Raw genomic sequence first — 22,530 nt, forward strand, 5'->3', positions numbered from 1 at the left:
TTTTCTCAGCGAATTGTATTAAATTTGCGGCTTATTTTAAGAGAAAATAGGAAATGCACAACCTGGTTGAAGAGAAATCAGCGTTTTGCACTTTTGATAAATCAACAACTGTTAATGCACTGGCCGCAGGGCTGACCTTTTCAATAGACGATGCGCCACATCCGCTTTGCCGGCTGGCAGCAAGCCAACTACAGTTACATCTGCAGTATCAGGAGGAATGGAAGCATAATTTTGGGTTGTCATCTGATGCAGAAGGCGCGATAATAGGGAAAATGTTCGGCGTATTGGTCGTTCGGACGAAAGAAGATGAACTGGGTTACCTGGCGGCATTTTCGGGCAAATTAGCAGGTGGAAACCACCATGCAGGATTTGTTCCGCCCATCTTCGATGGCCTGGTCGAAGGAGGTTTTGTAAATACCGGCATGACAAAGTTGACGAAGATAAATCAGGAAATAACGTCCCTGGAATTGTTTGATCCCGAAGCAAATGCCCCACAGATACATCTCCTGAAAACATTAAGGAAACATCATTCCATCTCTCTGCAAAATAAAATTTTTGAGCAATACCATTTTTTGAACAAAATGGGTGAGTCAAAAAGCCTGGTGGAGATTTTTGCCAATACGGTTTATAAAAAACCGCCGGCAGGTGCAGGAGAATGCGCCGCGCCGAAATTATTGCAATATGCATTTCGTCACCAGATGGAGCCATTAGCCCTGGCGGAATTCTGGTGGGGACTGTCTCCCAAATCAGCTTATTGGCAACATGGACATTTTTATGCTCCCTGTCGCGAAAAATGCGGGCCTATACTGGCACATATGCTTGGCAGGTAACCAACGCCGCAATGATGCTTAATTGCCCTATTTGAGTGCCTATATTTAAGTAAGATGAAGCCAACTATACTATTGATCCCCGAGAAAACAGACGCCGAATTTGAGCAGGTATTTGCCACCTGGACCCATAAAGGTGGAATAATAAAAAGATTAGGCAAGTATTGGATCCGCGATGAGGCCCTGGCAAAACAGGACATTGCCATTTATGGAAACCAGGCATTTGCGTTGGTGCTGGCGCAAATTTATGACGTTACCCTTATTTCTCCGGATGATACATTGATAGCAAGACTGGAACAGCAATGGATCAAACGGGATATTGCATTGCAGCAAATCGGGCAGATCACCGATGACGACTTCCCCATTTTCATCAAGCCGGTAATCCCGAAAATATTTATGGCCGGTATTTTTGAAACGCTGGCAGTCTTTCAGGAGGTGACCGCAGGTTTAAATGACCAGGAGGAAATACTTGTCTCCTCCATTGTTGCACCCATACAGGCGGAGGCCCGGAGCTTTATTAAAGACGGCACTGTAATGGATATCGCCCTGTACGAAGGTACCGCAGACCTGGCAGCGGGGAAAAGCTTTTTGACAGATTTCCTCCATCACCATCAACACCAGCTCCCGCAGGTAGTCGTAGTAGATATTGCCTATAGCGAACAAACAGGCTGGTTTGTACTTGAATTCAATGCCTGCTGGGGCGCAGGATTGAATAATTGCCGGGCCGAAAATGTGATAGACTGCATCATCAACGCCACCAAAACATAACATTTATAACAAAAAGAAAACCCCAATTTTTAAAACATGAATAAATACGAAAGATTAAAGAATGAACTGGAAATGACCGGTACCGGAAAAATGAAAGCCTTTGGCACCTCGATGTTACCCATATTGAAAAGCGGCACGCTGCTCACCTTCATAAAAGCAGCAGAATACTCAATTGGAGACATCGTATTTTGTAAAGTAAAGGGCCGGTACATTGATGCCCACAAGGTGATTAAAAAAGATACCAACAAGGGCTGCCTGATCGCCAACAACCATGGTTACGAGAACGGATGGACGAAAGTAATTTATGGAAAGGTGATTGCAGGCGAATTTGAAAACAGAATTATTTATAAGAAAGATTGATGCAGTAAAAAATTGCATTCCCTCCTTCCTGAAAACGACCTCCCCATTTTTCCCTGCACGAAGAGAACTGCTTCATTTGTTAAACAAGTCTTCCCGTCCTTCAAAAAGTTGTCTGATAAATGCGAGTAGTTGCTCACCGGCAAAAGTGATGGTTGATTCATGTGAGCCATAAATAATCCACTCATACTGGTAATCACAATAGGCCGTTTCGTAGCAGTCAGGGTGAAATTCACCAACGGCTATCTCGGTAATAACGCCTTCTTCTGTTGCTTCCAGCAGGTATGTTGCGGCATACCCGCCAATAAAGCTGATAATGGCCTGATAGTCTTCTTTTGTGATGTTAGCTTTAGCTAGATATAATAGCTCCGTATGGCACTTGTCAACGATAGGATCCCAGTAGTCTCCGTCATAATTCCAGCGTTCCAGCAACTGTTGATCAACCACTTCTTTTTCTGCAGTATTCAAACGCCGGCGGTGGGGCAGTGGTGCGATTTGATCCAGCGCCTCCGGCGTAATTGTTTGTATAAAGTGAACGAATTTTTCCCGTTCCTGCTGCATGGCTGCTATTTCAATGGGATGTTCTTCACTGTCATTAAACGGAAGTTGGGAAGAAAGCCCCAGCTGTACCAATGTGTCGCGGGAAACGTCTGGTTTGCCTACCAGCAATTCCAATTCTCCCAGGATGGCCGCCAGCATATTATAGCGCGGAAATAAATCATAGTCCTTATCGGAATAAGTATACACGGGGAAATCCTGGCCGGTGCGTTCATTTGCATACCTGGTCATCCAATAGGTGCGGTGTTCCATACAATAACGGCGTGCTGCAGTAATCAGCGCTTCTGAAAAGGTCATTCTGCAATAATAAGAAATTAATGGATGATGGCAAGGAGCGCCTTCACGGCCCATTTGAAGAGGAGAAACTATACGTTAACACTAGATAACAGTCGCCGCAACAGTCTGGCACAGTTTTATCATTTACTATATCAGCAAACGAAGATTAAACAGCCTGCAGATGCTTAACTTCCATTGATTCCTCACGTACATTCAAACCTGACAATCATGAAAATGTTAAAATATTTGATCATCACAGCAGTATTGGTATCCGGATTAAGCAGTTGCCTTGTTGTCCGCGACAGACCTGGATATTATCACTCCCGTCCTCATTATCATCATCATTATCACGGGTATTAGAGATAAACAAACCAACCAGCCCCACTTGCCAGGGGCTGGTTTTTCTTATACTATAAAGGGGAATAAGCACACGATGCTTATTCCCCTTATTTTATGCCTGGTCTTTCAGTTCTATCCATACGGGCCCGTGGTCACTGCTCTTTTCCCAACCACGTACATTTCTGTCAACACCGGCGGCCAGGAGACGGGGCGCCACAGCAGGACTGAGCAGGAAATGATCTATGCGTAAACCTGCATCGCGACCATAAGCATCGCGGAAATAATCCCAGAAAGTATAGATTTTATCCGTCGGATGCAGTTTCCGGATGGCGTCTGTCCAGCCCTGTGCTACCAGCTCATGGAAGGCGGCCCGGGTTTCCGGACGGAACAACGCATCATTTACCCAGCGTTCAGGCTTGTATACATCCAGTTCCGTAGGCATTACGTTAAAGTCGCCCGTGAGGATCACCGGAATATTTTGTGCCATCAGCGACAGTGCATGTTCGGTGAGGCGTTTAAACCAGTTTAGTTTGTAGTCGAATTTTGGACCTGGTGCGGGGTTGCCATTTGGTAAATAAAGACAACCAATCACGATACCATTGATCACTGCTTCTATATAGCGGCTGTGGCTATCTTCCGGATCACCGGGGAGTACCCGCCGGATCTCTTTTATTTCAGCGCTGCGCGACAGAATAGCGACGCCATTCCAGCTTTTTTGCCCATGCCAGATGGCGTGGTAGCCGGCATCCAGTATGGCCTGCTCGGGAAATTTTTCCTGGGGAGCTTTCAGTTCCTGCAAACAGGCAACGTCTGGTGCGGTTTCTTCCAGCCAGCGAAGCAATACAGGGAGGCGTCCGTTGACGCCGTTAACATTATACGTGGCTATTTTCATGACAGTGATCGGTTTATGTATTCGATGCAAGAATAAAAATTGGGCCGGTTAAATATAGGAAGTATTTGTACACGACACGAAAGAATGTTGGAAATGCTTTTGACAATATTTTATTAATTGTTGAATACTTGTTCAAAAATAAATACCTTTGGCTTATTATGGCCAGACTAAAAGAATTTGATCCGGAGGAAAGACTGGAGAAAGCCAAGCAGCTTTTCTGGGCGAAAGGGTATAATGCTACTTCCATGAAAGACCTGGTAGTGGCGATGAAGCTGAATCCTGGCAGTATCTACGACACCTTTGGCGGCAAGGAACAGCTTTTCCTGGAATGCCTGAAAAGATATTCCGCCGAAAAACTGTCAGCATTTCAGGAAGGAGGACAAATGACAGGATCACCCCTGGAAGTGCTGGAAAACATGCTCCGCAAAGGTGCTGCTGCGATCCTGAAGGATGGGAAAGCATGCCTCGTGGTGAAGTCCTGTTTTGAACTGGGGCGTAAAAATAAGGAGGTACATGCTATCATTACAGCACAGGCCAATGGCATCATAGCCGTATTCGAAGAACTGCTGGAAAAAGCGCAGCAAGCCGGGGAAATAGCGGCGGACAAGGATCCTAAAGACCTGGCCAGGTTCCTGTACATGGGGTATAACGGCCTTTGGCAAATGGATATTTTGTATAACGACAGAAAGCTGGTCAATACCGCGCTGGAACAATTAATCAGCAGCCTAAGCAGCTGATTTTTTTTACTTATTTCTTGAATGATCATTCAATAATTATAAATCAACACTAAAATTGTAGTAACATGAACGCATGGAACAGGATGGGCTGGCATAAGCTGGTATTACTGGTGATCTCCCTGGCAGGAGGCTCCGCCGCCGCAGGACAGCACAAAGCAACGGAACAGGCAGGCAGCAGCCCCTGGGGCGCATCAGACGAAATAGGATCGCTGCACATGATGAGCGACAGTGCCAATCTGGCCCTGTTCTCAAAACTGAGAACAGGTAAAGTCTATGATCTGGGCGTGGAATATTTTATTGGCATGCCCGGATTTACTGAATTAGGTGACCCGCCTTATCAATACTGGCTCACGCATACGCCCAGGGGCACCGTAGTGGGTGACCTTACCCAGCAGGGCAGCGATATGAATAAGAAGGTGAGCTATACCGGAGATGCCATCTCCCTGTATACACATACAGGTACGCATATAGATGCCCTTTCCCATTTCGGTCTGCATGGGAAGATCTGGAACGGATACGCCGCAGATGAACATCTCAGTGACCGCGGCTGGAATAAATCCGGTGCGGAAAAGATTCCGCCGATCATCGGTAAAGCAATACTCATAGATGTGCCGGCTTATAAAGGAATAGAGGTGCTACCAGGTAATTACGTCATCACGCTGAAAGAACTGCAACAGCTGGTCACAGCGCAACATCTTCAAATTAATAAAGGCGATATCGTTTTTATCAGAACAGGGCTCATGAAATATTTTTACAGCGACAAGGCTAAGTTCATGGGCAGCAGTCCGGGTATGAGCCTGGAGGCCGTGAAATGGCTGGTAGAAACCAAAGGTGTTATGACCCTCGGCGCCGATAACCTCGGCCTGGAAGTGATGCCTTCCGCTGACAGTACCAACTGGCTACCGGTACATACTTACCTGCTGGCACAAAAAGGCACTATGTTCATTGAGCTGGTATATCTCGAAGAGTTGTCGGCCGCAAAAGTGAAGGAGTTTTTATTTATAGGGCTGCCATTGAAGCTGCGTGGCGCCAGTGGAGCACCGCTGCGTCCAATTGCCATTCCGTTGTAAGGCTATATTTTCATCTCTCTTATAAATTGTGTATTTTCAATCACCCGCAGCAGCCACTTTGTAACGTGGCTGCCGGTAACATACTTCATCATTTACCTTTCAAAGAATATAAAAATGGTTGGTAGGAAAATATTATCCGGTTCATTGTTCTTTTTTTTGCTAACCCTTGCTACAGCTGGTTTTGGGCAAACCAGTAATCCGATGGTAACGGATATCACTTTTGGTTTGCTCACCTGGGTCAAACACCTGAATAATGATATCGATAAACCGTATTCCATTGAAAAAGCGGAGCAGTTAAAACAACGACTGGAAACACTGAAGCAGGACCTGACCGTTTATAAGAAAACGAGAAAGACGCTGTCAGACAGCTTGTTCAGGAATAATATTGCTCCCGGCAAAAAGGATCCGAATAACCTGGAACAGCTGAAAGAGAGAATGAGTAAAGTAATGCAGGGCATGCGGGAGGTGAATGACCTGGTGAGTGAGTCTGTGCAGCAGGAAGGAGACAAGTTAAATGATCAGATTTATAAAATACTGTATGATGAGCCGGGCCGTTACTTGTCGTACCTCGAAGCCTTTTTAGGCGGCATGGAAGTCAGTAAAAAAGACCTGGCCCTGGATGGGAGTGTTTGTTTTTCCCGTCTGGAAGAATGTATTAACATGATTTCCGGGATGGAAGGCAGAGTAGGTAAGAAGATAAAATGATGGGCTGCTGCTAAAAGGTGAGTAGTAGTATCGCTGATCATTGTTGCGGGTTGCTAAAGTTTGCAGGTCATCACGTGTCTTCTTGTTCCTGCTTTCTTTACAAAACTAAAACCTGCTTTTTCGAAAGAAGGTACGAAACCCATAAATTTATAACTGGGAGAGTCGGTTTCAACAGGATAAGCTTCCAGGTATTTTCCGCCGTTCTTCTTTGCGTATTTTTTAGCACCGGCAATTAATTTTTCCACCAGGCCCTGGCTGCGATAATCTTTTTTAATGAAGAAACATGCCAGTGACCAAACTTTTTCCAGGGTGTCATCACCTCCCAGGCGCTGATAGGTTTCCCGGGGTGCTATGGAACACCAGGCCACTGGTTCTTCCTGCTGATAGGCTAATAATCCTATGGGAATTTCCTGTTTTACACGGTCCTTCATAAAGCCTCTTTTACTTTCGGGGTTGTTGTGCTTGAGCTCTTCTTTAGTGGCCCGCCAAACCATGCACCAACAGTACTTTGGTCCACCCTTACCCTGGAAAAGTGTATCGAAATCTTTCCAGTTTTTTGTATCGACCGGTTTGAGTGAAATCTTTTTCTTTTCCATGTTGTTGGGTTAAGGACTCAAAGTACCATAATAGTTCATTATAAGCAATCTCCGGGCTCGCTTACTCTACTTCAAAAATGGCCTGTATTTCTACGGCAGCATTTACCGGAATAGAAGATGCGCCTACGGTAGCCCGGGCATGTTTGCCTTTGTCTCCGAAAATAGTGACGGTGAGGTCGGATGCTTCATTCATCAGCAGTGCATGATCTTTAAATCCGGGCTGCGTGTTGAAAAATCCGGTCAGCTGTACACACTGTTTTACGCGGCTCAGATCCCCGTTACAGGCTGTTTTCAGCACGGCCAGAACATTCAGCATGGTTTGCCTGGTAGCAGCTCTGGCTGCGGCGATATCTATATCTTTTTCAATAATACCCGGGTGCAGTATTTTACCATCTTTCAGGGCTACCTGGTTAATATACACCAGGTTACCGGTTTTCGTATATGGTTTGTAGTTACCTGCTGGTGCTGGTACTTCCGGGAGAAGAATACCCGCTTTGTTCATGCGCACTTCGATCTCGTCTGTCGTGGCTTTGGGCGCTTCCATGTTCTTTCCTTTGTGTGATGATGACAGGGCCATCGCCACTTTGGCTAATGCGGCCCCTTGTAAAGTGGCCTGCTGTAGTTCGCTCTCCGAGGGCCTCTCAGCACCTGGCATGCCTGCAAGTGAAGTAGCGCCAAAAACGGTATTGCCCTGCGCAATGTTTTTATTCAGGGTGGCGGCGCCCATAATGCCGGTAGGTACTATCACCATTCCATGCACGGCCAGGGTACTCCAGAAGGAGAGGATGGCAGCTTCCCTGCCGGCTCCACTGCCGGCAGACATAAATACCGTGGCGGGTACGCCTTCCAGCAAATGTTGGGTCCATATATCCACCGATCCGTCGAGGAACTGCCGCATGGCCGCTGTCATGTTTCCAAAATGAACCGCCGAACCAAAGGCAATGCCATCGTATTGCGGGAGTTCTGATATGGTGGCATATGGTACCGCTGTTACTGCGGTCTTTTCTGTTTTACTGATGGGAGGCACCTGTTTCAAAACAGCCGTGGCGCCCTGTTTTTCTATCCCGGCCGCTATGGCCTTAGCCATCTTATAAGTACCACCGGATTCAGAATGAAAAAGTACCAGCACACGGGTAGGGTTGTTGCTCATATCAGATTGGGCTTTAGGCGTATGAAAGCATATACAGGTGAAGCAGATCAAAAATAATTGTTTCATTTTTCAGGTGTTGTTTAATTTCCTGCGGCAAAGTTGATACATCGCTTCTGGAGTTAAATATCTAAATTTGCCAATTAGATATTCAAAACCGACATAAACGTGGAAAGAGCCCGATTCTGTCACCTGACAGTAGACGAAGTGAAAAAGGATGCATATGTATGGCATGAAGAGAAATGGATTTTTTCAGATGAATGGCATGCACATGAAAAGGGACAATTGATTTATGTGGAACATGGTTTTCAGTACCTGCATACGGCAGATAAAAAATACCTGTTGCCTACGCATCACTGCGCCTGGATTCCGCCACAGCTGCTGCATAAAAGTTCTTCCCCGGAAGAGAATGTTTTTTTGAGATGTACCTTTTTTAAATCCAATCAACAGTCACCCTTTTTTAACGAGATCAACATCTTTCATACACCTAAAGTGCTGCGGGAAATGATCCTGCACACTGCGCAATATTCGCAACTGAAAGATTATGATCCGGTAGAAGCAGATTTTCTGCAGGCTATATTAAGCAGTCTGCCTTTGATGTGCAGCGCTTCAGTACCGCTAATGATCCCCGTACCGCAGGATAAACGGCTTGCTGAAATTGCAGATGAATTGACTTCTCAGATCGATAGTTCATTTAACCTGAAAGAAATTGCCAGCCGGCATGCTTTTTCAGAAAGAACGCTGGAACGCTTGTTCCAAAAGGATATCGGGATGTCTCCTGCTTCCTATATCAAGTTGCTGAGAATGATCAAGGCAGTGGAACTGTTGTCGCAGGATGCAGAAAATGTAAGCAGTGTGGCCTACAAAGTAGGCTACAGCAGTGTACCTACTTTCAGTAATACCTTTAAGCAGGTAATCGGAGTGCGGCCACAGGATATGTTTAAGTAGGCCATGTTTGTGCAGATATTTAGTATTAAATTGCGAAAGATGAACCATTATCTTACGGCATTGAAAAACAAATTCCTTTTTTGCTTAGCCCTGTTAACCGTTACCGCCACGATAGCCACCGCACAAACGGACAAATGGACGGGCATTTGGCGGACTGCTGTTAAGCCCTGGGGCGTAGGCTCCCCCATTACGATGGAGCTGCATATTGGTACTCCGGAAGCCGGTATGTTGTATCCGGCCACTATAAAAATTCAATACGGATCATTCAGGGGCAGGTATGAACTGTTGCTGGCCAAAAAAAATGAGCAGCAGCTGGGCATTGGGCGTAACAAGTATCCACTGGAGCAAACCCCTTTTAAATTGGGTATCTGGATGTGGTATCTTAATGGCACCCTCGATTACCAGGATGGTAAGATCACTTTGAATCGTATGTGGATAGATAAATTTGATATCTGGATGCGGGGGCTTGATGAGGATGATGAAATTTACGAGCAGTCAAAAGTGGCATTACGCGATTTTCTGTACCGGGGCGCCGCCACGCTCACCAAAGCCGGCAACAAGCCCATGGCAGATTCCACCGTGCAACGTATACTGCATCCGGAAAATCACCGGGTATACTTCGGCATGTACGACAGTATTATATCAAACGACAGTCTCATGGCGCTGCAGATCATTGATCAGGAGCAATACGATAAAGATACCGTTACACTGCTGCATAATGGCAAGGCGATTTTTACCCGGGAGCAAATTAATGATCATAACCGGCGGCTGAGCGTAAAGCTGGATACCGGTAGTAACCGGTTCATTTTTTTTGCGGACAATTACGGGCATCTGCCACCTAACACCGGCCTTTTACAAGCTACTATCGACAACAGAGAATACAAATTTAATTTCAGTAACCAGTCGAATGCCTATGCAACCTTTCTTGTTGCCAATATTTATCATCCAGCGAATGGAAAGCCTACGGAGATTGTTCCGGGACCTGTAACCAACACCACCACCACGAATGTGATACACCGTGAAAATGTTCCGGTGGCCAGTATTCCCGTCAACACCGCTGAGATTGTATTAGAGCTGAGAGATACTAAAGTGCAGGATGGAGACAGCATTTCCCTGTCGCTCAACGGGCAGTGGATTGCGACCGGATTTCCGGTTAAAACGGTGATACAGGAGATCCGGATTCATTTACAACCCGGAGAAAATATATTATTATTCACCGCAGATAACCTCGGATCTATTCCGCCTAACACTGCTGAGTTAAGGATCCGTTATGGCCGCAAATCGAAAACATTCAATCTCAGTACAGATATGCGTAGGAATAATGAAATCAAACTGATACTGGAATAAGCTCGATAATTTCGATTTTTTTATGATATGGAAAATGAACATATTTCATAGCTTTGCAGTCGTAGCATTTAAACTCAACCTTATATTATGGGATTCTTTTCAGGACTACTGGGCAATGCCGGTGAAGTAAGCCAGGAACAATTAATCAAAGATTATGGTAAACTGCTGATCGATTCAGAAACCATTGAACTCGGTTTTAAACTGATCAGGGACACCTTTATTTTTACGAATAAGCGTTTAATACTGATCGATAAACAAGGCATTACCGGTAGTAAAACCGAATACCGCAGTGTAACGTATAAAAGCATCTCGAGATTCAGCGTGGAAACAGCCGGTACTTTTGATCTGGATGCAGAGCTGAAGATCTGGATTTCCAGTGAGCTGCAACCCAGTATAGTAAAGCAGTTTAATAAATCTGTGAACGTATACGATGTGCAGAAGGTGCTGGCATTTTATGTGTTGAATTAATCAGTTGAAAATAAAATAAAGCCGCTCGGCTGATTTGGTTGGAGCGGCTTTGTTATCCCGGCTAACGGAAAAGGCTATACTTATTACTTACCTATGGAAAAGGAACCATCTTCCATTTTTGATCAGAATTTTATAGAAGGAACACAGGCGCGCCGCCGGGAGATTATGCCACTGGGTTTGAAAATATATGTGTGGTTTTACCTGCTTACAACAGGTTACACGATACCCTGGCTCTATTACGCTTATGTACAATACCAGAGAGCATTTGAATCGGGGTTCATAACAGACAGGTTCTCGATTTTATCTTGCCTCGATCTGTTGCTTCCTGTGTTGCTATTTTTGGCCAATCTTTTTTTACTGCTGGAAAAGAAATGGGCCGTATTGTTCGCAATAATTGCCACTATGATTTCTATACTATCAGGAGTGTATTCCATAGTCAGAGAGCTTCTCTCCGGTATGATAATTTCTGCAGAGATATGGAATGTCTTCTGGATTTTTCTGAAAATTCCTTATCTCATCCTGCTCCTTCGGGTAAAACAGGCCTGGGAAACAAAGGCCCTTTCCGGCCGGGAATTGCGCGCAATCAACAATAATCCTGAAAAATAACATCTCCTACAGCGCTTTTGCAATCAAAATTTGTTTTTCCGGATTAACGGAATATATTTGTCTACATGTTTAGTGGACTAATAGGTGTGGTAGTGCAGGAGACAAATAGATATTAATCAAACCGCGATACCTTCCGGTTGTTGAAGTATCGTATATCCGTTACTGTTATATACTCACCAATATTAATAGTACTACCATTTTAAACTGTTATAAACAGCAGTAGTAATTCTTATCATCCCAAAAAAATACAAATGAACGTACCCGCTCCTTATCGCCGTTTTATGTTGAAAGTACTTTTTATGGGTGCTTTTTTAGCTGCCATTTCCCAGTCCGGCTTCGCGCAGAAATCCGCCAGCAGTGAATACTTTGCAGTAGAAGATTATTACCGGGTGAAGTGGGGGAGTGCCGCTGAATTTATCAGTTTATGGAAAGCCAACCACTTGCCATTACTCAAAAAAGCACAGGAAAAAGGGGATGTGATCAGCATTACCGCCAGCAGCCCCCGACTACATAGTGGGGAAGATACCCGCTGGGATTTTCGCGTGACAGTAGTTTTTAAAAATGCGGCGCTGGCTTTTGATGAAAATCTGACAACCCCCTATGTAAAAGCATTGTATCCGGACCAGGAAGCTTTTCAAAATGCGGAAAAGCATCGGTTCGAATTGTTGCTGGCGCATTGGGATGTAGAAGTGGCAGACATCGACCTGACAAAAAAAGTGCATTAAACCAGTCCTTGCTGACTTGCCATTTTTATTAGCGCTGCTACATTTCTTACCTGGAATTTCTGGATCAGGTTTTTGCGATGTGTTTCTACGGTCAGTGGACTCAAATTCAGTTGCTGTGCGATGTCCGGCGTGGTTTGACCTTCAGCTATTAAATACAGTATTTCCTTTTCCCTTTTGGTGAGCTGGGGGGTACTTTTTAATTCACCTACAGATGGGCGGGCCATAATTTCCCTGACTGCTTTGCTGAAAGTGATGAGGCCACTCATGGCTTCGTGAATGCAGGCAATCAATTCTTCAGCAGAGATGTTTTTGAGTAAGTAACCGGTGGCGCCGTTCTGAATCATCTGTAGTATCATGCTACGTTCAGAATGGTTACTCAGCGCCAGCACATGCGTGGCGGGCGACATCTCTTTTATGGTTTTACATAACTCTATACCATTTATATCCGGCAGGGTGATATCGAGTAAAAGGACATCTACTTTATTTTCCTCTAAGAAAGAAATAAAAGCAGATCCTGTCGTAAAGCAGCCTGTGATAGTTATTCCATTCACATTTGCAAGGAGCCTTTGCAGGCCCTCCAGTACAATAGGGTGGTCATCAACAATGGCAAGCGCCGTATTTTTAGTTAACATGTAGCTCAATATTTATGGTAGTTCCCTCATTCGGTACCGAATCTATGTCAATTTTTCCTTTCAGGAAGCCTACCCGGTTTTTTATATTACTCAAACCAATACCTTTTGCAGGGCTGGTGGTATTAGGATCGAAGCCTTTGCCATTATCTTCCTGGGTAATAAAGAAGAGCTGGTCATTCTGACTGCATTGCAATATAATATTGGTAGCATGTGCATGGCGGATGGCGTTGGCCAATAGTTCCTGTACAATGCGGTAGATATGGATCTGTACTTCTTCCCGAAGGGTATCTTCTATACCCAGCGCCTGGAAATCAATATGGGTAGTTTCACTCATGAGCGATTCACACAGATCTTTCAGGGCTGTGGTTAAGCCGAATTTGAGCAGGTTAACGGGCATCATATTATGTGCAATGCGGCGCAGCTCAGTAACAGAATTATCCAGCTGCAGTGTAATCTTTTCCAGTTCTGTGCGTTGATCAATGGAGAAGGTATCTTCAATTTGTGCAGACAAATTTATTTTAGCGCCAGCCAGCATACCACCCAGTCCATCGTGCAGGTCCCGCGCCAGTCGCCGGCGTTCCTGCTCTTCTCCCTGTAGCACCGCCTGACTGAATTGCAGTTGTTGTTGCTGTTCTATTTCGTGGAGATGTTGCTGGTAGCTGAGTTCTTTCTGTGCCAGCAGCTTTTTATTGCTCCGGTAAATGACGAGGGCAAATATAAGGACCACGAGCAAAAAGACACTGGCAGATCCCAGCAGCCAGGTTAACAGCCTGGAGTTTTTGGCGGCCAGGGATTCCTGTATCTGCCGGGCTTTCAGCGCATCGATTTCTTTTTGTTTCTCTGCATCCTTGTATTTTATTTCGAGGGCATGCACATCGTTTTTTAACTGGCTCTGAGACACGCTGTCACTGAGCTCACTGTAGCGTTTCATCCACTCATATGCCGGCCCCCATTGTTTGAGTCCTTCGTAAGTCGCCGCCATGCCATAATACAGCTGCAGCCGGTTACTGGTTATACCCATCATCAGTTTCTGCTTCATCAGGTGGGTTAGCACATCTTTAGCAGGCAGGTAACTTTTATCGTTATAGTAGGCGTAGAATTTTTGCATCAGCAACCGTTGTTCTTCATAATCTAACCCAAGTTTTTTTGCCAGGGCAATCCCTTTATCAAGACTGGCCAGCGCATCTTTGAATTGGCCATTAACGGTAAAATAGAGTCCTTCCGCGTTGTAATAGTCGAGATAGTACTCTGAGTCAGGGTAGGCGCTCAGCAAGGGATACATGCTATCGAGTGCCGCCCTGGCATTAACATTTTTCCCGGCCAGTGAGTAGTTTTCCGCTATGGTATGATAAGCATCAATCAGCTCGGGGCTGGGCGGTGGGACGGTTTTTAATATCTCAATTGCTTGCTGACAATAAGTTTCCGCCTTGTCGAACTGGCCGGCATTTTTAAATATAATGGCAAGTCCGAGGAAGTTTTTTCCGATCAGTGTTTGATTGCCCGATTGCCGGGCCAGGGGAATCGATTTGTTAAGTATAATATCGGCGAATGCTTTATAGTTGTCCTTGTACTGCTGTAGTCTGCCGTACTCATACCAGGCTTTGGCCCTGAAGAGGTAGGCCTCCTGGGTTTTAAACCGGCTAAGCAGGGAATCCGCCAGCAGGTATTTTTCCTGGCTTTCGTCCGGGTGATTTTGAGAGAGCAGGTGACCATCAAAGTAATAATACAACGCCTGTAAGTAAGGCTGTTTTTTTATGTACGGCACTCCTTCTTCCAGGAATTTCCTGGCCTTGAGGCTATCTTTTGCTGTCCAGAAATCAGCCAATGCAAAACTGGCCCTGACCCGGATGCTGTCTGAGCCACCCCGTAGCAATACATTTTCCAGGCTATCGGTGGGTGATTTCCCGCTCAGATGTATTTGCCCCAGGCAACAGTTATTTGCTATCAGTAGGAATAAGAGGAAAAACAGTCTTCTCATACAGGCAAAATAATAACTATTGTGGATACATCGTACCCTTTGCCAAAAATACCTGGAAACAGGTAGTTGTAAAACCGGGTATCCGGGTATTGTCTGGTGCTAACCACCGTTTTAACTTTGCGCCTGTACTGTTGAATGTTAGCCATAGATGTCAAACAGGGAAGCCGAAAACTGTAGCATAAAAGAGTAGGCATGCTATCAATACACAAATATGAAATTACTCAGAAAAATTTTATTTCCAGCTTTATTAATCGCGACATTATTTAGCGCCTGTAAGAAAGACGATAAAGATGACGCCCCCGGAAGAACTTCCCACAAACTGGTATTTAAAGCAGTAGGTTCTGCAGGCGTGAATTTAAGCGTTGTAGCTTATGGATATGATACCCAGATTACCACCGCATCCAATCTCAGCGGTAATACCTGGTCAAGTGCGGAAATAAATGTTCCTGCATCTGCTATTAATGCCAATATTACGATTAATGGTGCTGCTGCTTCCAGCACTGCTACCCTGAAAGTACAGATCTATGTGGATGATCAGTTAAAGAAAGAAGCTACTTCCACAGGAACTATATTGTCCGGAACCGCGCAGTATTTCTTTTAATAATATACCGTAAAAATAAACAGGTGGATTTACATAGAGCAACAGTGCTTGTGCTGTATGCTTGTCATAAGGACCATGACACGAAGAAGGCGCTGGATCACCAGTGCCTTCTTTCGTTTTATTTCTTCTTTCCGGCCTGATAACGGAGGAAGACAACCCCCAGCTCCAGGGTTTGTGTTTCCAGCAGCTGCAACCCCTGCACCTGCAGCCCGTCTTTAAAAAAGCGTTTGCCACTTCCCATCACCACAGGATGTACTAGGAATTGATACTCATCTATCAGGTCGGCGGCTGCCAGCGATTGTATCAGTGTAGCGCTGCCTTCTATCTGGATATCCTTTCCAGGCTGTTGTTTCAGTCTGGTGATTTCTTCCACCACATTTTCTTTGATAATGGTAGAATGATTCCAGCCGGCTTGTTGCAGGGTAGAAGAAACCACATACTTAGGTGAATTGTTTAGCTGATCCGCTACTCCCATTTCATTATTTTTCAGGGAGGACCAATAGGGAGCCAGCATTTCGTATGTTTTACGGCCGAATAGAAACGCTCCGGAAGCCAGGATTCCGTTTTGGATATACTTTCTTCTGTCTTCGCTGTCATAAGGAGCAAACCATTGACCCATGGTGTCTGCATCAAAGATGCCATCCAGTGTTACCCAGGCAGAAACAATTATCTTTCTCATATACTTTTGATTTAATGATACAAAGTAACTGCAGCCCTGAAGGAAATGATAGAACAAACCCGACAATTTGGGACAAACGGGTATCAGCGCGGAAAATCAGTAGCAGCTTTCAGGTATTCAAGCGGGGAATAGTTGGTAAACTCCTTAAAGGCCCGGATCAGGTGACTTTGATCGGCATAGCCATTTGCATAGGCCACGTTGATCATATCCGAAAATTGTGTCTGATGCAGGTGTTGCAGCGCAGAATGAAACTGGCAAATCCGGCTGAAGGTTTTAGGCGAAACACCCACATGTGATTCAAACAGGCGTTGTAAAGTCCGCTCAGTTACATAGAGTTCTTTCTGTACCTCCGGCAGGGAAACCAGGCCATTGTTACTTTGTATGAGCCGGGTGGCAAAAGAAATAGCATCCGGAGAGGAGGAACCATGCTTAGGGGCTGCCAGCTTCAATACATAGCTGTCCAGCAGCTGAAGACGGGTGTGCAGATTCGGGGCGTTCAGCAGTTGTTCTTTGAGACTCATGTCCCTGGCCGTTTTGGTAAGACTTAAATCGATACTGCTGTCTGTTAATTCTTTCGCATCTGCAGCAAACAGGGTTTTTAAAATATGCGGATACAGGAAGTAGGCAATCACGGTGATATGTCCTGCTACATGGAGTGCTATGGGTTTTATGTTTTGGCCGTAGAGTACCAGGTTATCCATCTTTTTATCGGTACTTACCAGCAGGCCGGTATCTGTGAGCTGAAAAACGATGCTGGGATAGCCCCTGGCTATGAGCGGTAAAATTGTTTCCCGGTAAACATTATTGTTTTCAATCACTACTATATTGCTGACATAGCCTGAAATGGACGTGTGTGGTAAAATTAATTGCGTTCTCATGACAAGGATACTTGCGTTGTGAAAGGGTGCTGATAACGAATGTAAGAAAATCCCGATCAGGAGAATAACATTGTTTATTTTTATAATTTAGTAGAAATAATTTTAATGAGTAAAGAGCAACCGGAAAAAACACCTATGAATGAGGATCCGTCGCAGAAATACAGGAAATTTTTAATCGAAGTAATATATAGAGGAGCTTCCTATTATACTATTTGGGGAACTGACGATAATGATATTGATAAATTCATAGTGGATAGGAATGAGAAGCTATTATTATTCTCTAACCCCGATGACGTATTCCAGGTTGTTTTAAGTACAGATCATTTCTTTGATATTAAATCATTACAGGCTTGGGCAGGGGAACGCGATTGTATAGAAAACCCTGATTCTGTAGTGGATCTGGATGTTTTATCTATGCGCAATATTCCAGCCACGGCAACCGATTTGCTGGAATCCGTTTATCATACTGTTGGACTAGTGCAGGACTATGCCCTTCAGGTAAATAACGACGAATTAATTGACCTATTCAACAGCGATATTGTCAGATTCCATTATGACGTTTTTGCCAATTATTTTATATGGTCTCCGCAAGTAGCTTTTGAATTTACAAGCCTCCCGGATACTTACACTGATACGTTGAACGGCATGTATCGCATATTGGAAGCCTGCATTGTTATAGATAGCTTAGAACTTAACCCCCTTTAATTGGTTCCATTTGGGAGATCTGTAGGAACTCTGTCGTGTTATGCTTTTATTATTTGTGAGATAGCAATAAAATTGCCGCTTTTTAATATCTCCTATGTATATGAAAGGAGAAAAAGGTTCTTTTTCAGTGTTTAGCCCGACCACTATAAAAGTGTTATCTGATATCCATTCCGCTTCGTCCATGTATGAGGTAGCACCCATAAAGAGGAGGCGGGTAGATTTTTTGTTGGTGTAGTCGCCCAGGGTGAGATACTGATCTATATCTGCTAAAATATTAACCTCTTTTTTCCCGTTAGTGTACACCGTATCGAATGCAATTTGACCACTATTCAGATCGAGGTACTTTTTTCTATCGGGCGAATAGCTGACCAGTTTCCCGAATGTTTGCCGAAAAGAGAGATCATTACTATTCAGACTATCGTCCATGATCATATTTTCGAAATTAATCGTACGGGTGTAGGTAAATGAAGACAGGTTGAAATGAGACACGGTACTTGTCCAGTATTTCAGGTACTGATTAGTTTGGAACAACGATTGATAAGCTTCGATCTTGTTTTGGCCGGATGCCGTGATACAAAGCAGGCAAAGTATACTTACTAATAATTGCCGGAGAGTTGCTGTTTCAGGGAATTGGATCATAACAGCAAATTAAAACAATCTGGCGCAAAATACCCGCTGTTTTGGCAGGTATGCCCCCGGTGATGTAAAGGGTTACTGTTAACTTTGTTTGAAACGAATCGTTATATGACGGAAAATAAACAAACTGTGGCAAAGTACATGGAGGCTTTTTCCAGAACGGATCACGAAGCTATTTTATCCTGTTTAACTGACAACGTAATATGGGAGCTGCCCGGTTATTATCACCTGACCGGTAAAGCCGCTTTTGATGGCGCAATAGAGAATGATGCCTTTGTGGGCAGCCCTAATATCACGGTTATACGTATGGTGGAAGAAGGCAACCTAGTGGTGGCAGAAGGCACGGTGCAGTCTAAACGAAAAGACAGCGGTACACTTCGTATTGTATTCTGTGATATGTTCCATATGGAAGGCGGAAAAATCCGCCAGCTGACGAGTTATATCATGGATGTTTCCAGTGTTACAGCCGCTCCTCCAGTCGAACCGTAACGGTATCGCCAGCCTCTTTTTTTATCAGTTTGCGCAGATCTCCCTTGATCGGTAGTTTATGCGTGCCATCACCCAATGCCATAAACGAGCTTTCAAACGGATGATTGTCAACGGTACCTCTTACTTTTACGAGTCCTCTGGTACCGAAGAAGGATACTGATTCGGGCCAGATAACATAAGTCCAGCCGCCTTTATTGGGACTCTTCAGCAGGGTGGCGGTAAACGATTTATTTAATGTACCGGTGGCGGGAGTTGCTTTGCGGGAAGCTGTTAAGTGTGTCATTGTATTTGATTTAATGATGACTTAATGATACAGCAAAGGTATTTCCAATACCGGAAGTTTTGGAGGGGTAATCACGTATTTGTTGGGGGCAATTGCGACAAAATACACGCCTGTGAAGGGGTGCTCAAATTGCTGTTATTTCCTCATTATTGCCTGAAAAGGTTAACAGTAAGCCCTATTTCATACCCACCATCTACATAAGTTTTCATACCGTTGGTCTGAGTCGTGTACATGGCCTGCAGCGTAACGGTTTGGAGGATGTTGACACCTATTCCTCCGGTGAAACTACCGGAGGTATGATATAGTGCCAGCACATTGGCTACATTGCGCAGGAAGCCTACATTCAAGCCCAGATCCAGTATATTGTCGCCTCCTCTTACTCCCCTGTAGCATACTTTGGGAATAATGCTGCTCACAGCACCTTCCGGTTGAAATTTATAGGAAAGTGCCGTGAAATAAATGGTACCGCCATCTACAGCTTTATCATCGCCGGTAAAGAGCGATCTTATATTGGGTAATGATCCCTGCAGGGTCCAGTGTTCATTGGTGTAAGCCGCTCCAAATTCTCCTTCAAAATAGTTATCGCGGCGGTTAAACGCGCCGATAGAGGGGTCGGTTTCTTCTCCGTTTACTGCTTTATAGTCTATGCGCTGGAAATTCATGGCCAGCGACAGGCCGAGGTGGAGTGTTTGTCCGCGATCGCCCAGCGGAAGGTGGTAGGCGTAGGAGAGTGCAATACGGGTACGATTTAACAATCCTGCCTCATCATTAAAGACATGGAGCCCAGCGCCTACCCGGTTGCCGATATACCCATCAGCCGTAAAAAATTTGGAGATGGGTGCACCATCAATGCCATTCAGCTGCCGGCGATAGGCTGCGTTCAGATGCAGACCGCTATCTACCCCCGCCATAGCGGGGTTTGCCAGGTATTGATTCTGGAAATATTGGGTAGAAGAGGGTTCCAGCAGGGCAGGTGTATTACTGAGAGATTGAGCCCAGCTCTGTTGGTAGCCTGCTGCTGTCAGCAACACGAAACAAAGCAATAATGTCCGCATATGTTTTATATAGTATTGTATGCCTGATAAAAGATGCATGATATCACAATTTAAAAGGGTCATTGCTGATCCCGGATGATGGTAATATATCCCTTCGCCGTTTTCGTGCTGCCACTGATTGTCAGAATGTAATAGTAGGTGCCTTCTGCCAGCGGACTACCATTAACAGTGCCATCCCAGTCGTTGCTGTAGTTTCTGCGCTGGAACACAATGCGACCTGCGCGATCATACACTTTCACTTCATTATTAGGATAGCTGTCGATGTTACGGATCACCCATCTGTCGTTCTTGCCATCCCCGTTTGGTGTCAGGATATTGGTAGATTCTACTTTAAAATCTTCTACTACAGCAATATTAATACTGCCAGTATTCCGACATCCTGCAGTGTTGACTACGGTTACCTCGTAAGTGGTATTGACCATAATTCTTGCCTGCAGTACGGCGGTTTGTTGTCCGCTGATTATGCCGCCTACCGTTGTCCAGTGGTAATTATTACCTCCGGTGGCAGTGAGTTGTATGATATCGCCTTTGGAAACAGTATTGCCTTTATTACTGCTGATTGTTACTGTTGGTGGTGTGTTGATCGTAATGCTGAAGGTCCGTTGCCGTGTGTCTACACCGCCATTTGCAGTACCACCGTTGTCTTTGATCGTAACGGTAACATTGGCCAGGCCGCCGGTAATATTGCTTTTTAGCTGGTAATGCAGTACGCCATTCGTCACCGTCAGTATATCAAAGTAAGACTGATCCGCAGTAACGCTGATGCTGTATGTTTGTCCCGGTTCTACCGCTGATATGCCTTTGAGCTGTATGGTATGTTCTTCCGTGCCAGCACATTCAACAGCATCTGCAATCGGATCGAGGGTAGGTGGTTGATTGACAAATGCAGCTGAAATATTGATAAGAATAGTTGTTGGTGCACTTGTATTCAGTCCGTCACTTACGGTAACGGTTACACTAACTGTGGTACCTGCCTTGCTGCTGAGTATCGCTGCATCTTTTACGGTAATGGCACCGGTAGCATCAATTGCGAAGGCGCCGCCGCTGCCGTCTGTGGTAATCGCCCAGTTTTGTATCGTACCTGCGGCATCGGTGGCGGTGAGCAGACCAGCCTGGGTGCCTGCCGGACTGTTAAAGTTGATGTTGAACGTTTGAGGATTTATAACAGGAGGAGTACCATCATAAATAAAGCTCAGTGTATTGGAGGCGGTATTTTCATTACCTCCTGTATTTGTAGCTGCGCCGGCAGGTATGCTTACATTGATTGTTCCATCTGTCAGAGGCGTTACTACTGCAGTATAATTAATATGATCAGTTGTTTGCAGGTTACTCACTGTTGCGTTGGAAGCAACGATACCCGTTGTGGTCAATCCGTTCACCAATTCGCTGAAAGTAATATTCACAGTAACCGGTGTATTCACACGTGCAGGAATGTTACCAGATAATACTACCGAAGGATGTGCTGTATTCACGAGTACCCCGGTGGTATTACCTACATTATTAAGCGTGAGTACTGCATCTTTGCCGGCTGTGTTGCGAATAGTGCCGGTAAGTGCTGTGCCGAGTGTAATACCATTCATATCCATATCGCCCTGCTGTACCGTGTAGCTGTACAGTAAAGCATTGGTGCCGCTGCCGCTCACAAGTGTAGCGGATCTTGTAGTGGCGCCTATGATTACATCCAGCGATGAAGCACCGGTAACATTTACAGTTTCGCTGAAGTGAACAGTGAAGGAGAGTACCTGGCCAGCTCTGTAAATGGCATTTGCCGGTACATCTACTGCTGTTACGACTGGAGCAGTTCCTGCAAAAACGAGGCTTAATGTATTGGAAGCAGTATTGCTGTTGTTGCCCACGTTCACGGCTACACTGGCCGGTACCTGAAGGGATACCGCGCCATCTGTGGCAGGTGTTACGAGAACGGTGTAAGTGATATTATCTGTTGTCTGGAATGCACTTAGGGTAGCGTTGGTGGCGGTAATGTCACCTAATGTAAATCCAGTCACCGCTTCGGTGAAGGTGATGGTCGCCGTGAATGGTGCTATCACCGGCGAAGTAGCAGTAGTGGAAATGACTACACCCGGATTAGTGGTATTCACGAGTACGCCCGTAGTGTTAGCCACATTATTGAGCGTGAGTACTGCATCCTTGCCGGCTGTGTTGCGAATAGTGCCGGTAAGTGCTGTACTTAGTGTAATACCATTCATATCCATATCACCCTGCTGTAC

26 protein-coding genes are annotated in these 22,530 nt (G+C 45.1%); 14 read left to right on the forward strand and 12 right to left on the reverse strand.

What is annotated here, in order from left to right:
- Positions 1 to 53: 53 nt before the first annotated feature.
- From AB4Z08_RS26665 to AB4Z08_RS26675, 3 genes are read left to right on the forward strand one after another with little or no spacing between them, the layout of a single operon-like run.
- Positions 54 to 830, forward strand: coding sequence for a pseudouridylate synthase (locus tag AB4Z08_RS26665; protein ID WP_441576833.1), 777 nt, complete (start codon positions 54 to 56; stop codon positions 828 to 830).
- Positions 831 to 884: 54 nt separating this feature from the next.
- On the forward strand, positions 885 to 1,595 hold the full coding sequence (locus AB4Z08_RS26670; RefSeq protein WP_441576834.1) for an ATP-grasp domain-containing protein: 711 nt from the start codon (positions 885 to 887) through the stop codon (positions 1,593 to 1,595).
- A 36-nt stretch (positions 1,596 to 1,631) separates the two neighbouring features.
- Positions 1,632 to 1,955: a S24 family peptidase gene (locus tag AB4Z08_RS26675; RefSeq protein WP_441576835.1), complete on the forward strand. Its 324-nt coding sequence runs from the start codon at positions 1,632 to 1,634 to the stop codon at positions 1,953 to 1,955.
- A 72-nt stretch (positions 1,956 to 2,027) separates the two neighbouring features.
- Here the strand turns inward: AB4Z08_RS26675 and AB4Z08_RS26680 are convergent, their stop codons facing one another.
- Positions 2,028 to 2,807 (reverse strand): hypothetical protein, encoded by a 780-nt coding sequence (locus tag AB4Z08_RS26680; protein ID WP_441576836.1) that lies wholly within the window; start codon positions 2,805 to 2,807, stop codon positions 2,028 to 2,030.
- Between the two features lie 430 nt (positions 2,808 to 3,237).
- Positions 3,238 to 4,017, reverse strand: a complete 780-nt coding sequence (gene xth / locus AB4Z08_RS26685; RefSeq protein ID WP_441576837.1) for an exodeoxyribonuclease III — start codon at positions 4,015 to 4,017, stop codon at positions 3,238 to 3,240.
- A gap of 158 nt (positions 4,018 to 4,175) precedes the next feature.
- On the opposite strand from xth, the gene AB4Z08_RS26690 reads away from it, so the two are divergent.
- The 3 genes from AB4Z08_RS26690 to AB4Z08_RS26700 all read left to right on the forward strand — a co-directional run bounded on the left by AB4Z08_RS26690 (position 4,176) and on the right by AB4Z08_RS26700 (position 6,529).
- On the forward strand, positions 4,176 to 4,754 hold the full coding sequence (locus AB4Z08_RS26690) for a TetR/AcrR family transcriptional regulator (RefSeq protein ID WP_441576838.1): 579 nt from the start codon (positions 4,176 to 4,178) through the stop codon (positions 4,752 to 4,754).
- A gap of 65 nt (positions 4,755 to 4,819) precedes the next feature.
- Positions 4,820 to 5,824: a cyclase family protein gene (locus AB4Z08_RS26695; RefSeq protein WP_441576839.1), complete on the forward strand. Its 1,005-nt coding sequence runs from the start codon at positions 4,820 to 4,822 to the stop codon at positions 5,822 to 5,824.
- A 114-nt stretch (positions 5,825 to 5,938) separates the two neighbouring features.
- On the forward strand, positions 5,939 to 6,529 hold the full coding sequence (locus AB4Z08_RS26700; RefSeq protein WP_441576840.1) for a hypothetical protein: 591 nt from the start codon (positions 5,939 to 5,941) through the stop codon (positions 6,527 to 6,529).
- A 53-nt stretch (positions 6,530 to 6,582) separates the two neighbouring features.
- On the opposite strand, the gene AB4Z08_RS26705 is transcribed toward AB4Z08_RS26700, so the two are convergent.
- Positions 6,583 to 7,125 carry a GNAT family N-acetyltransferase gene (locus AB4Z08_RS26705; protein ID WP_441576841.1) on the reverse strand — a complete coding sequence of 181 codons (543 nt, stop codon included), beginning with the start codon at positions 7,123 to 7,125 and terminating at the stop codon, positions 6,583 to 6,585.
- A 61-nt stretch (positions 7,126 to 7,186) separates the two neighbouring features.
- Complete coding sequence (gene wrbA / locus AB4Z08_RS26710) at positions 7,187 to 8,341, reverse strand: NAD(P)H:quinone oxidoreductase (protein ID WP_441576842.1); 1,155 nt, start codon at positions 8,339 to 8,341, stop codon at positions 7,187 to 7,189.
- 99 nt (positions 8,342 to 8,440) lie between these two features.
- Here wrbA and AB4Z08_RS26715 point away from each other — a divergent pair, with 99 nt between their 5' ends.
- The 5 genes from AB4Z08_RS26715 to AB4Z08_RS26735 all read left to right on the forward strand — a co-directional run bounded on the left by AB4Z08_RS26715 (position 8,441) and on the right by AB4Z08_RS26735 (position 12,366).
- Positions 8,441 to 9,220, forward strand: coding sequence for a helix-turn-helix domain-containing protein (locus tag AB4Z08_RS26715; RefSeq protein WP_441576843.1), 780 nt, complete (start codon positions 8,441 to 8,443; stop codon positions 9,218 to 9,220).
- A gap of 39 nt (positions 9,221 to 9,259) precedes the next feature.
- Entirely contained in the window at positions 9,260 to 10,567 is a 1,308-nt protein-coding gene (locus AB4Z08_RS26720) for a hypothetical protein (RefSeq protein WP_441576844.1), read from the forward strand.
- An 87-nt stretch (positions 10,568 to 10,654) separates the two neighbouring features.
- Positions 10,655 to 11,035, forward strand: a complete 381-nt coding sequence (locus tag AB4Z08_RS26725) for a PH domain-containing protein (protein ID WP_441576845.1) — start codon at positions 10,655 to 10,657, stop codon at positions 11,033 to 11,035.
- A gap of 93 nt (positions 11,036 to 11,128) precedes the next feature.
- Positions 11,129 to 11,641, forward strand: a complete 513-nt coding sequence (locus AB4Z08_RS26730) for a hypothetical protein (protein WP_441576846.1) — start codon at positions 11,129 to 11,131, stop codon at positions 11,639 to 11,641.
- A 251-nt stretch (positions 11,642 to 11,892) separates the two neighbouring features.
- Positions 11,893 to 12,366 carry a hypothetical protein gene (locus AB4Z08_RS26735; RefSeq protein ID WP_441576847.1) on the forward strand — a complete coding sequence of 158 codons (474 nt, stop codon included), beginning with the start codon at positions 11,893 to 11,895 and terminating at the stop codon, positions 12,364 to 12,366.
- Here AB4Z08_RS26735 and AB4Z08_RS26740 read toward each other — a convergent pair.
- Positions 12,363 to 12,998 (reverse strand): response regulator transcription factor, encoded by a 636-nt coding sequence (locus tag AB4Z08_RS26740; RefSeq protein ID WP_441576848.1) that lies wholly within the window; start codon positions 12,996 to 12,998, stop codon positions 12,363 to 12,365. The two genes, AB4Z08_RS26735 and AB4Z08_RS26740, sit on opposite strands and share 4 nt — an antisense overlap.
- Positions 12,988 to 14,976 (reverse strand): ATP-binding protein, encoded by a 1,989-nt coding sequence (locus tag AB4Z08_RS26745; RefSeq protein WP_441576849.1) that lies wholly within the window; start codon positions 14,974 to 14,976, stop codon positions 12,988 to 12,990. The genes AB4Z08_RS26740 and AB4Z08_RS26745 overlap by 11 nt, the downstream gene beginning before the upstream one ends.
- Positions 14,977 to 15,187: 211 nt before the next feature.
- Here AB4Z08_RS26745 and AB4Z08_RS26750 point away from each other — a divergent pair, with 211 nt between their 5' ends.
- Complete coding sequence (locus AB4Z08_RS26750; protein ID WP_441576850.1) at positions 15,188 to 15,577, forward strand: hypothetical protein; 390 nt, start codon at positions 15,188 to 15,190, stop codon at positions 15,575 to 15,577.
- Positions 15,578 to 15,695: 118 nt separating this feature from the next.
- Here AB4Z08_RS26750 and AB4Z08_RS26755 read toward each other — a convergent pair whose 3' ends face one another.
- Entirely contained in the window at positions 15,696 to 16,256 is a 561-nt protein-coding gene (locus AB4Z08_RS26755; protein ID WP_441576851.1) for a dihydrofolate reductase family protein, read from the reverse strand.
- Positions 16,257 to 16,339: 83 nt separating this feature from the next.
- A complete protein-coding gene (locus AB4Z08_RS26760; RefSeq protein ID WP_441576852.1) occupies positions 16,340 to 17,134 on the reverse strand; it encodes a helix-turn-helix domain-containing protein in 795 nt (264 codons plus the stop codon).
- A gap of 105 nt (positions 17,135 to 17,239) precedes the next feature.
- Between AB4Z08_RS26760 and AB4Z08_RS26765 the strand changes: the two genes are divergently transcribed.
- On the forward strand, positions 17,240 to 17,839 hold the full coding sequence (locus AB4Z08_RS26765; RefSeq protein WP_441576853.1) for a hypothetical protein: 600 nt from the start codon (positions 17,240 to 17,242) through the stop codon (positions 17,837 to 17,839).
- On the opposite strand, the gene AB4Z08_RS26770 is transcribed toward AB4Z08_RS26765, so the two are convergent.
- Positions 17,819 to 18,478: a hypothetical protein gene (locus tag AB4Z08_RS26770; protein ID WP_441576854.1), complete on the reverse strand. Its 660-nt coding sequence runs from the start codon at positions 18,476 to 18,478 to the stop codon at positions 17,819 to 17,821. The genes AB4Z08_RS26765 and AB4Z08_RS26770 overlap by 21 nt on opposite strands.
- Positions 18,479 to 18,604: 126 nt before the next feature.
- On the opposite strand from AB4Z08_RS26770, the gene AB4Z08_RS26775 reads away from it, so the two are divergent.
- On the forward strand, positions 18,605 to 18,964 hold the full coding sequence (locus tag AB4Z08_RS26775; protein ID WP_441576855.1) for a nuclear transport factor 2 family protein: 360 nt from the start codon (positions 18,605 to 18,607) through the stop codon (positions 18,962 to 18,964).
- Here the strand turns inward: AB4Z08_RS26775 and AB4Z08_RS26780 are convergent.
- From AB4Z08_RS26780 to AB4Z08_RS26790, 3 genes are all read right to left on the reverse strand, one after another.
- A complete protein-coding gene (locus AB4Z08_RS26780; RefSeq protein WP_441576856.1) occupies positions 18,936 to 19,247 on the reverse strand; it encodes a DUF1905 domain-containing protein in 312 nt (103 codons plus the stop codon). The genes AB4Z08_RS26775 and AB4Z08_RS26780 overlap by 29 nt on opposite strands.
- Positions 19,248 to 19,393: 146 nt before the next feature.
- Positions 19,394 to 20,341, reverse strand: a complete 948-nt coding sequence (locus tag AB4Z08_RS26785) for a PorP/SprF family type IX secretion system membrane protein (protein ID WP_441576857.1) — start codon at positions 20,339 to 20,341, stop codon at positions 19,394 to 19,396.
- A gap of 20 nt (positions 20,342 to 20,361) precedes the next feature.
- The coding region (locus AB4Z08_RS26790; RefSeq protein ID WP_441576858.1) for a gliding motility-associated C-terminal domain-containing protein at positions 20,362 to 22,530 on the reverse strand (2,169 nt) is incomplete at its 5' end.

Source organism: Chitinophaga sp. RAB17, from assembly GCF_052114225.1.
Lineage (GTDB): Bacteria > Bacteroidota > Bacteroidia > Chitinophagales > Chitinophagaceae > Chitinophaga.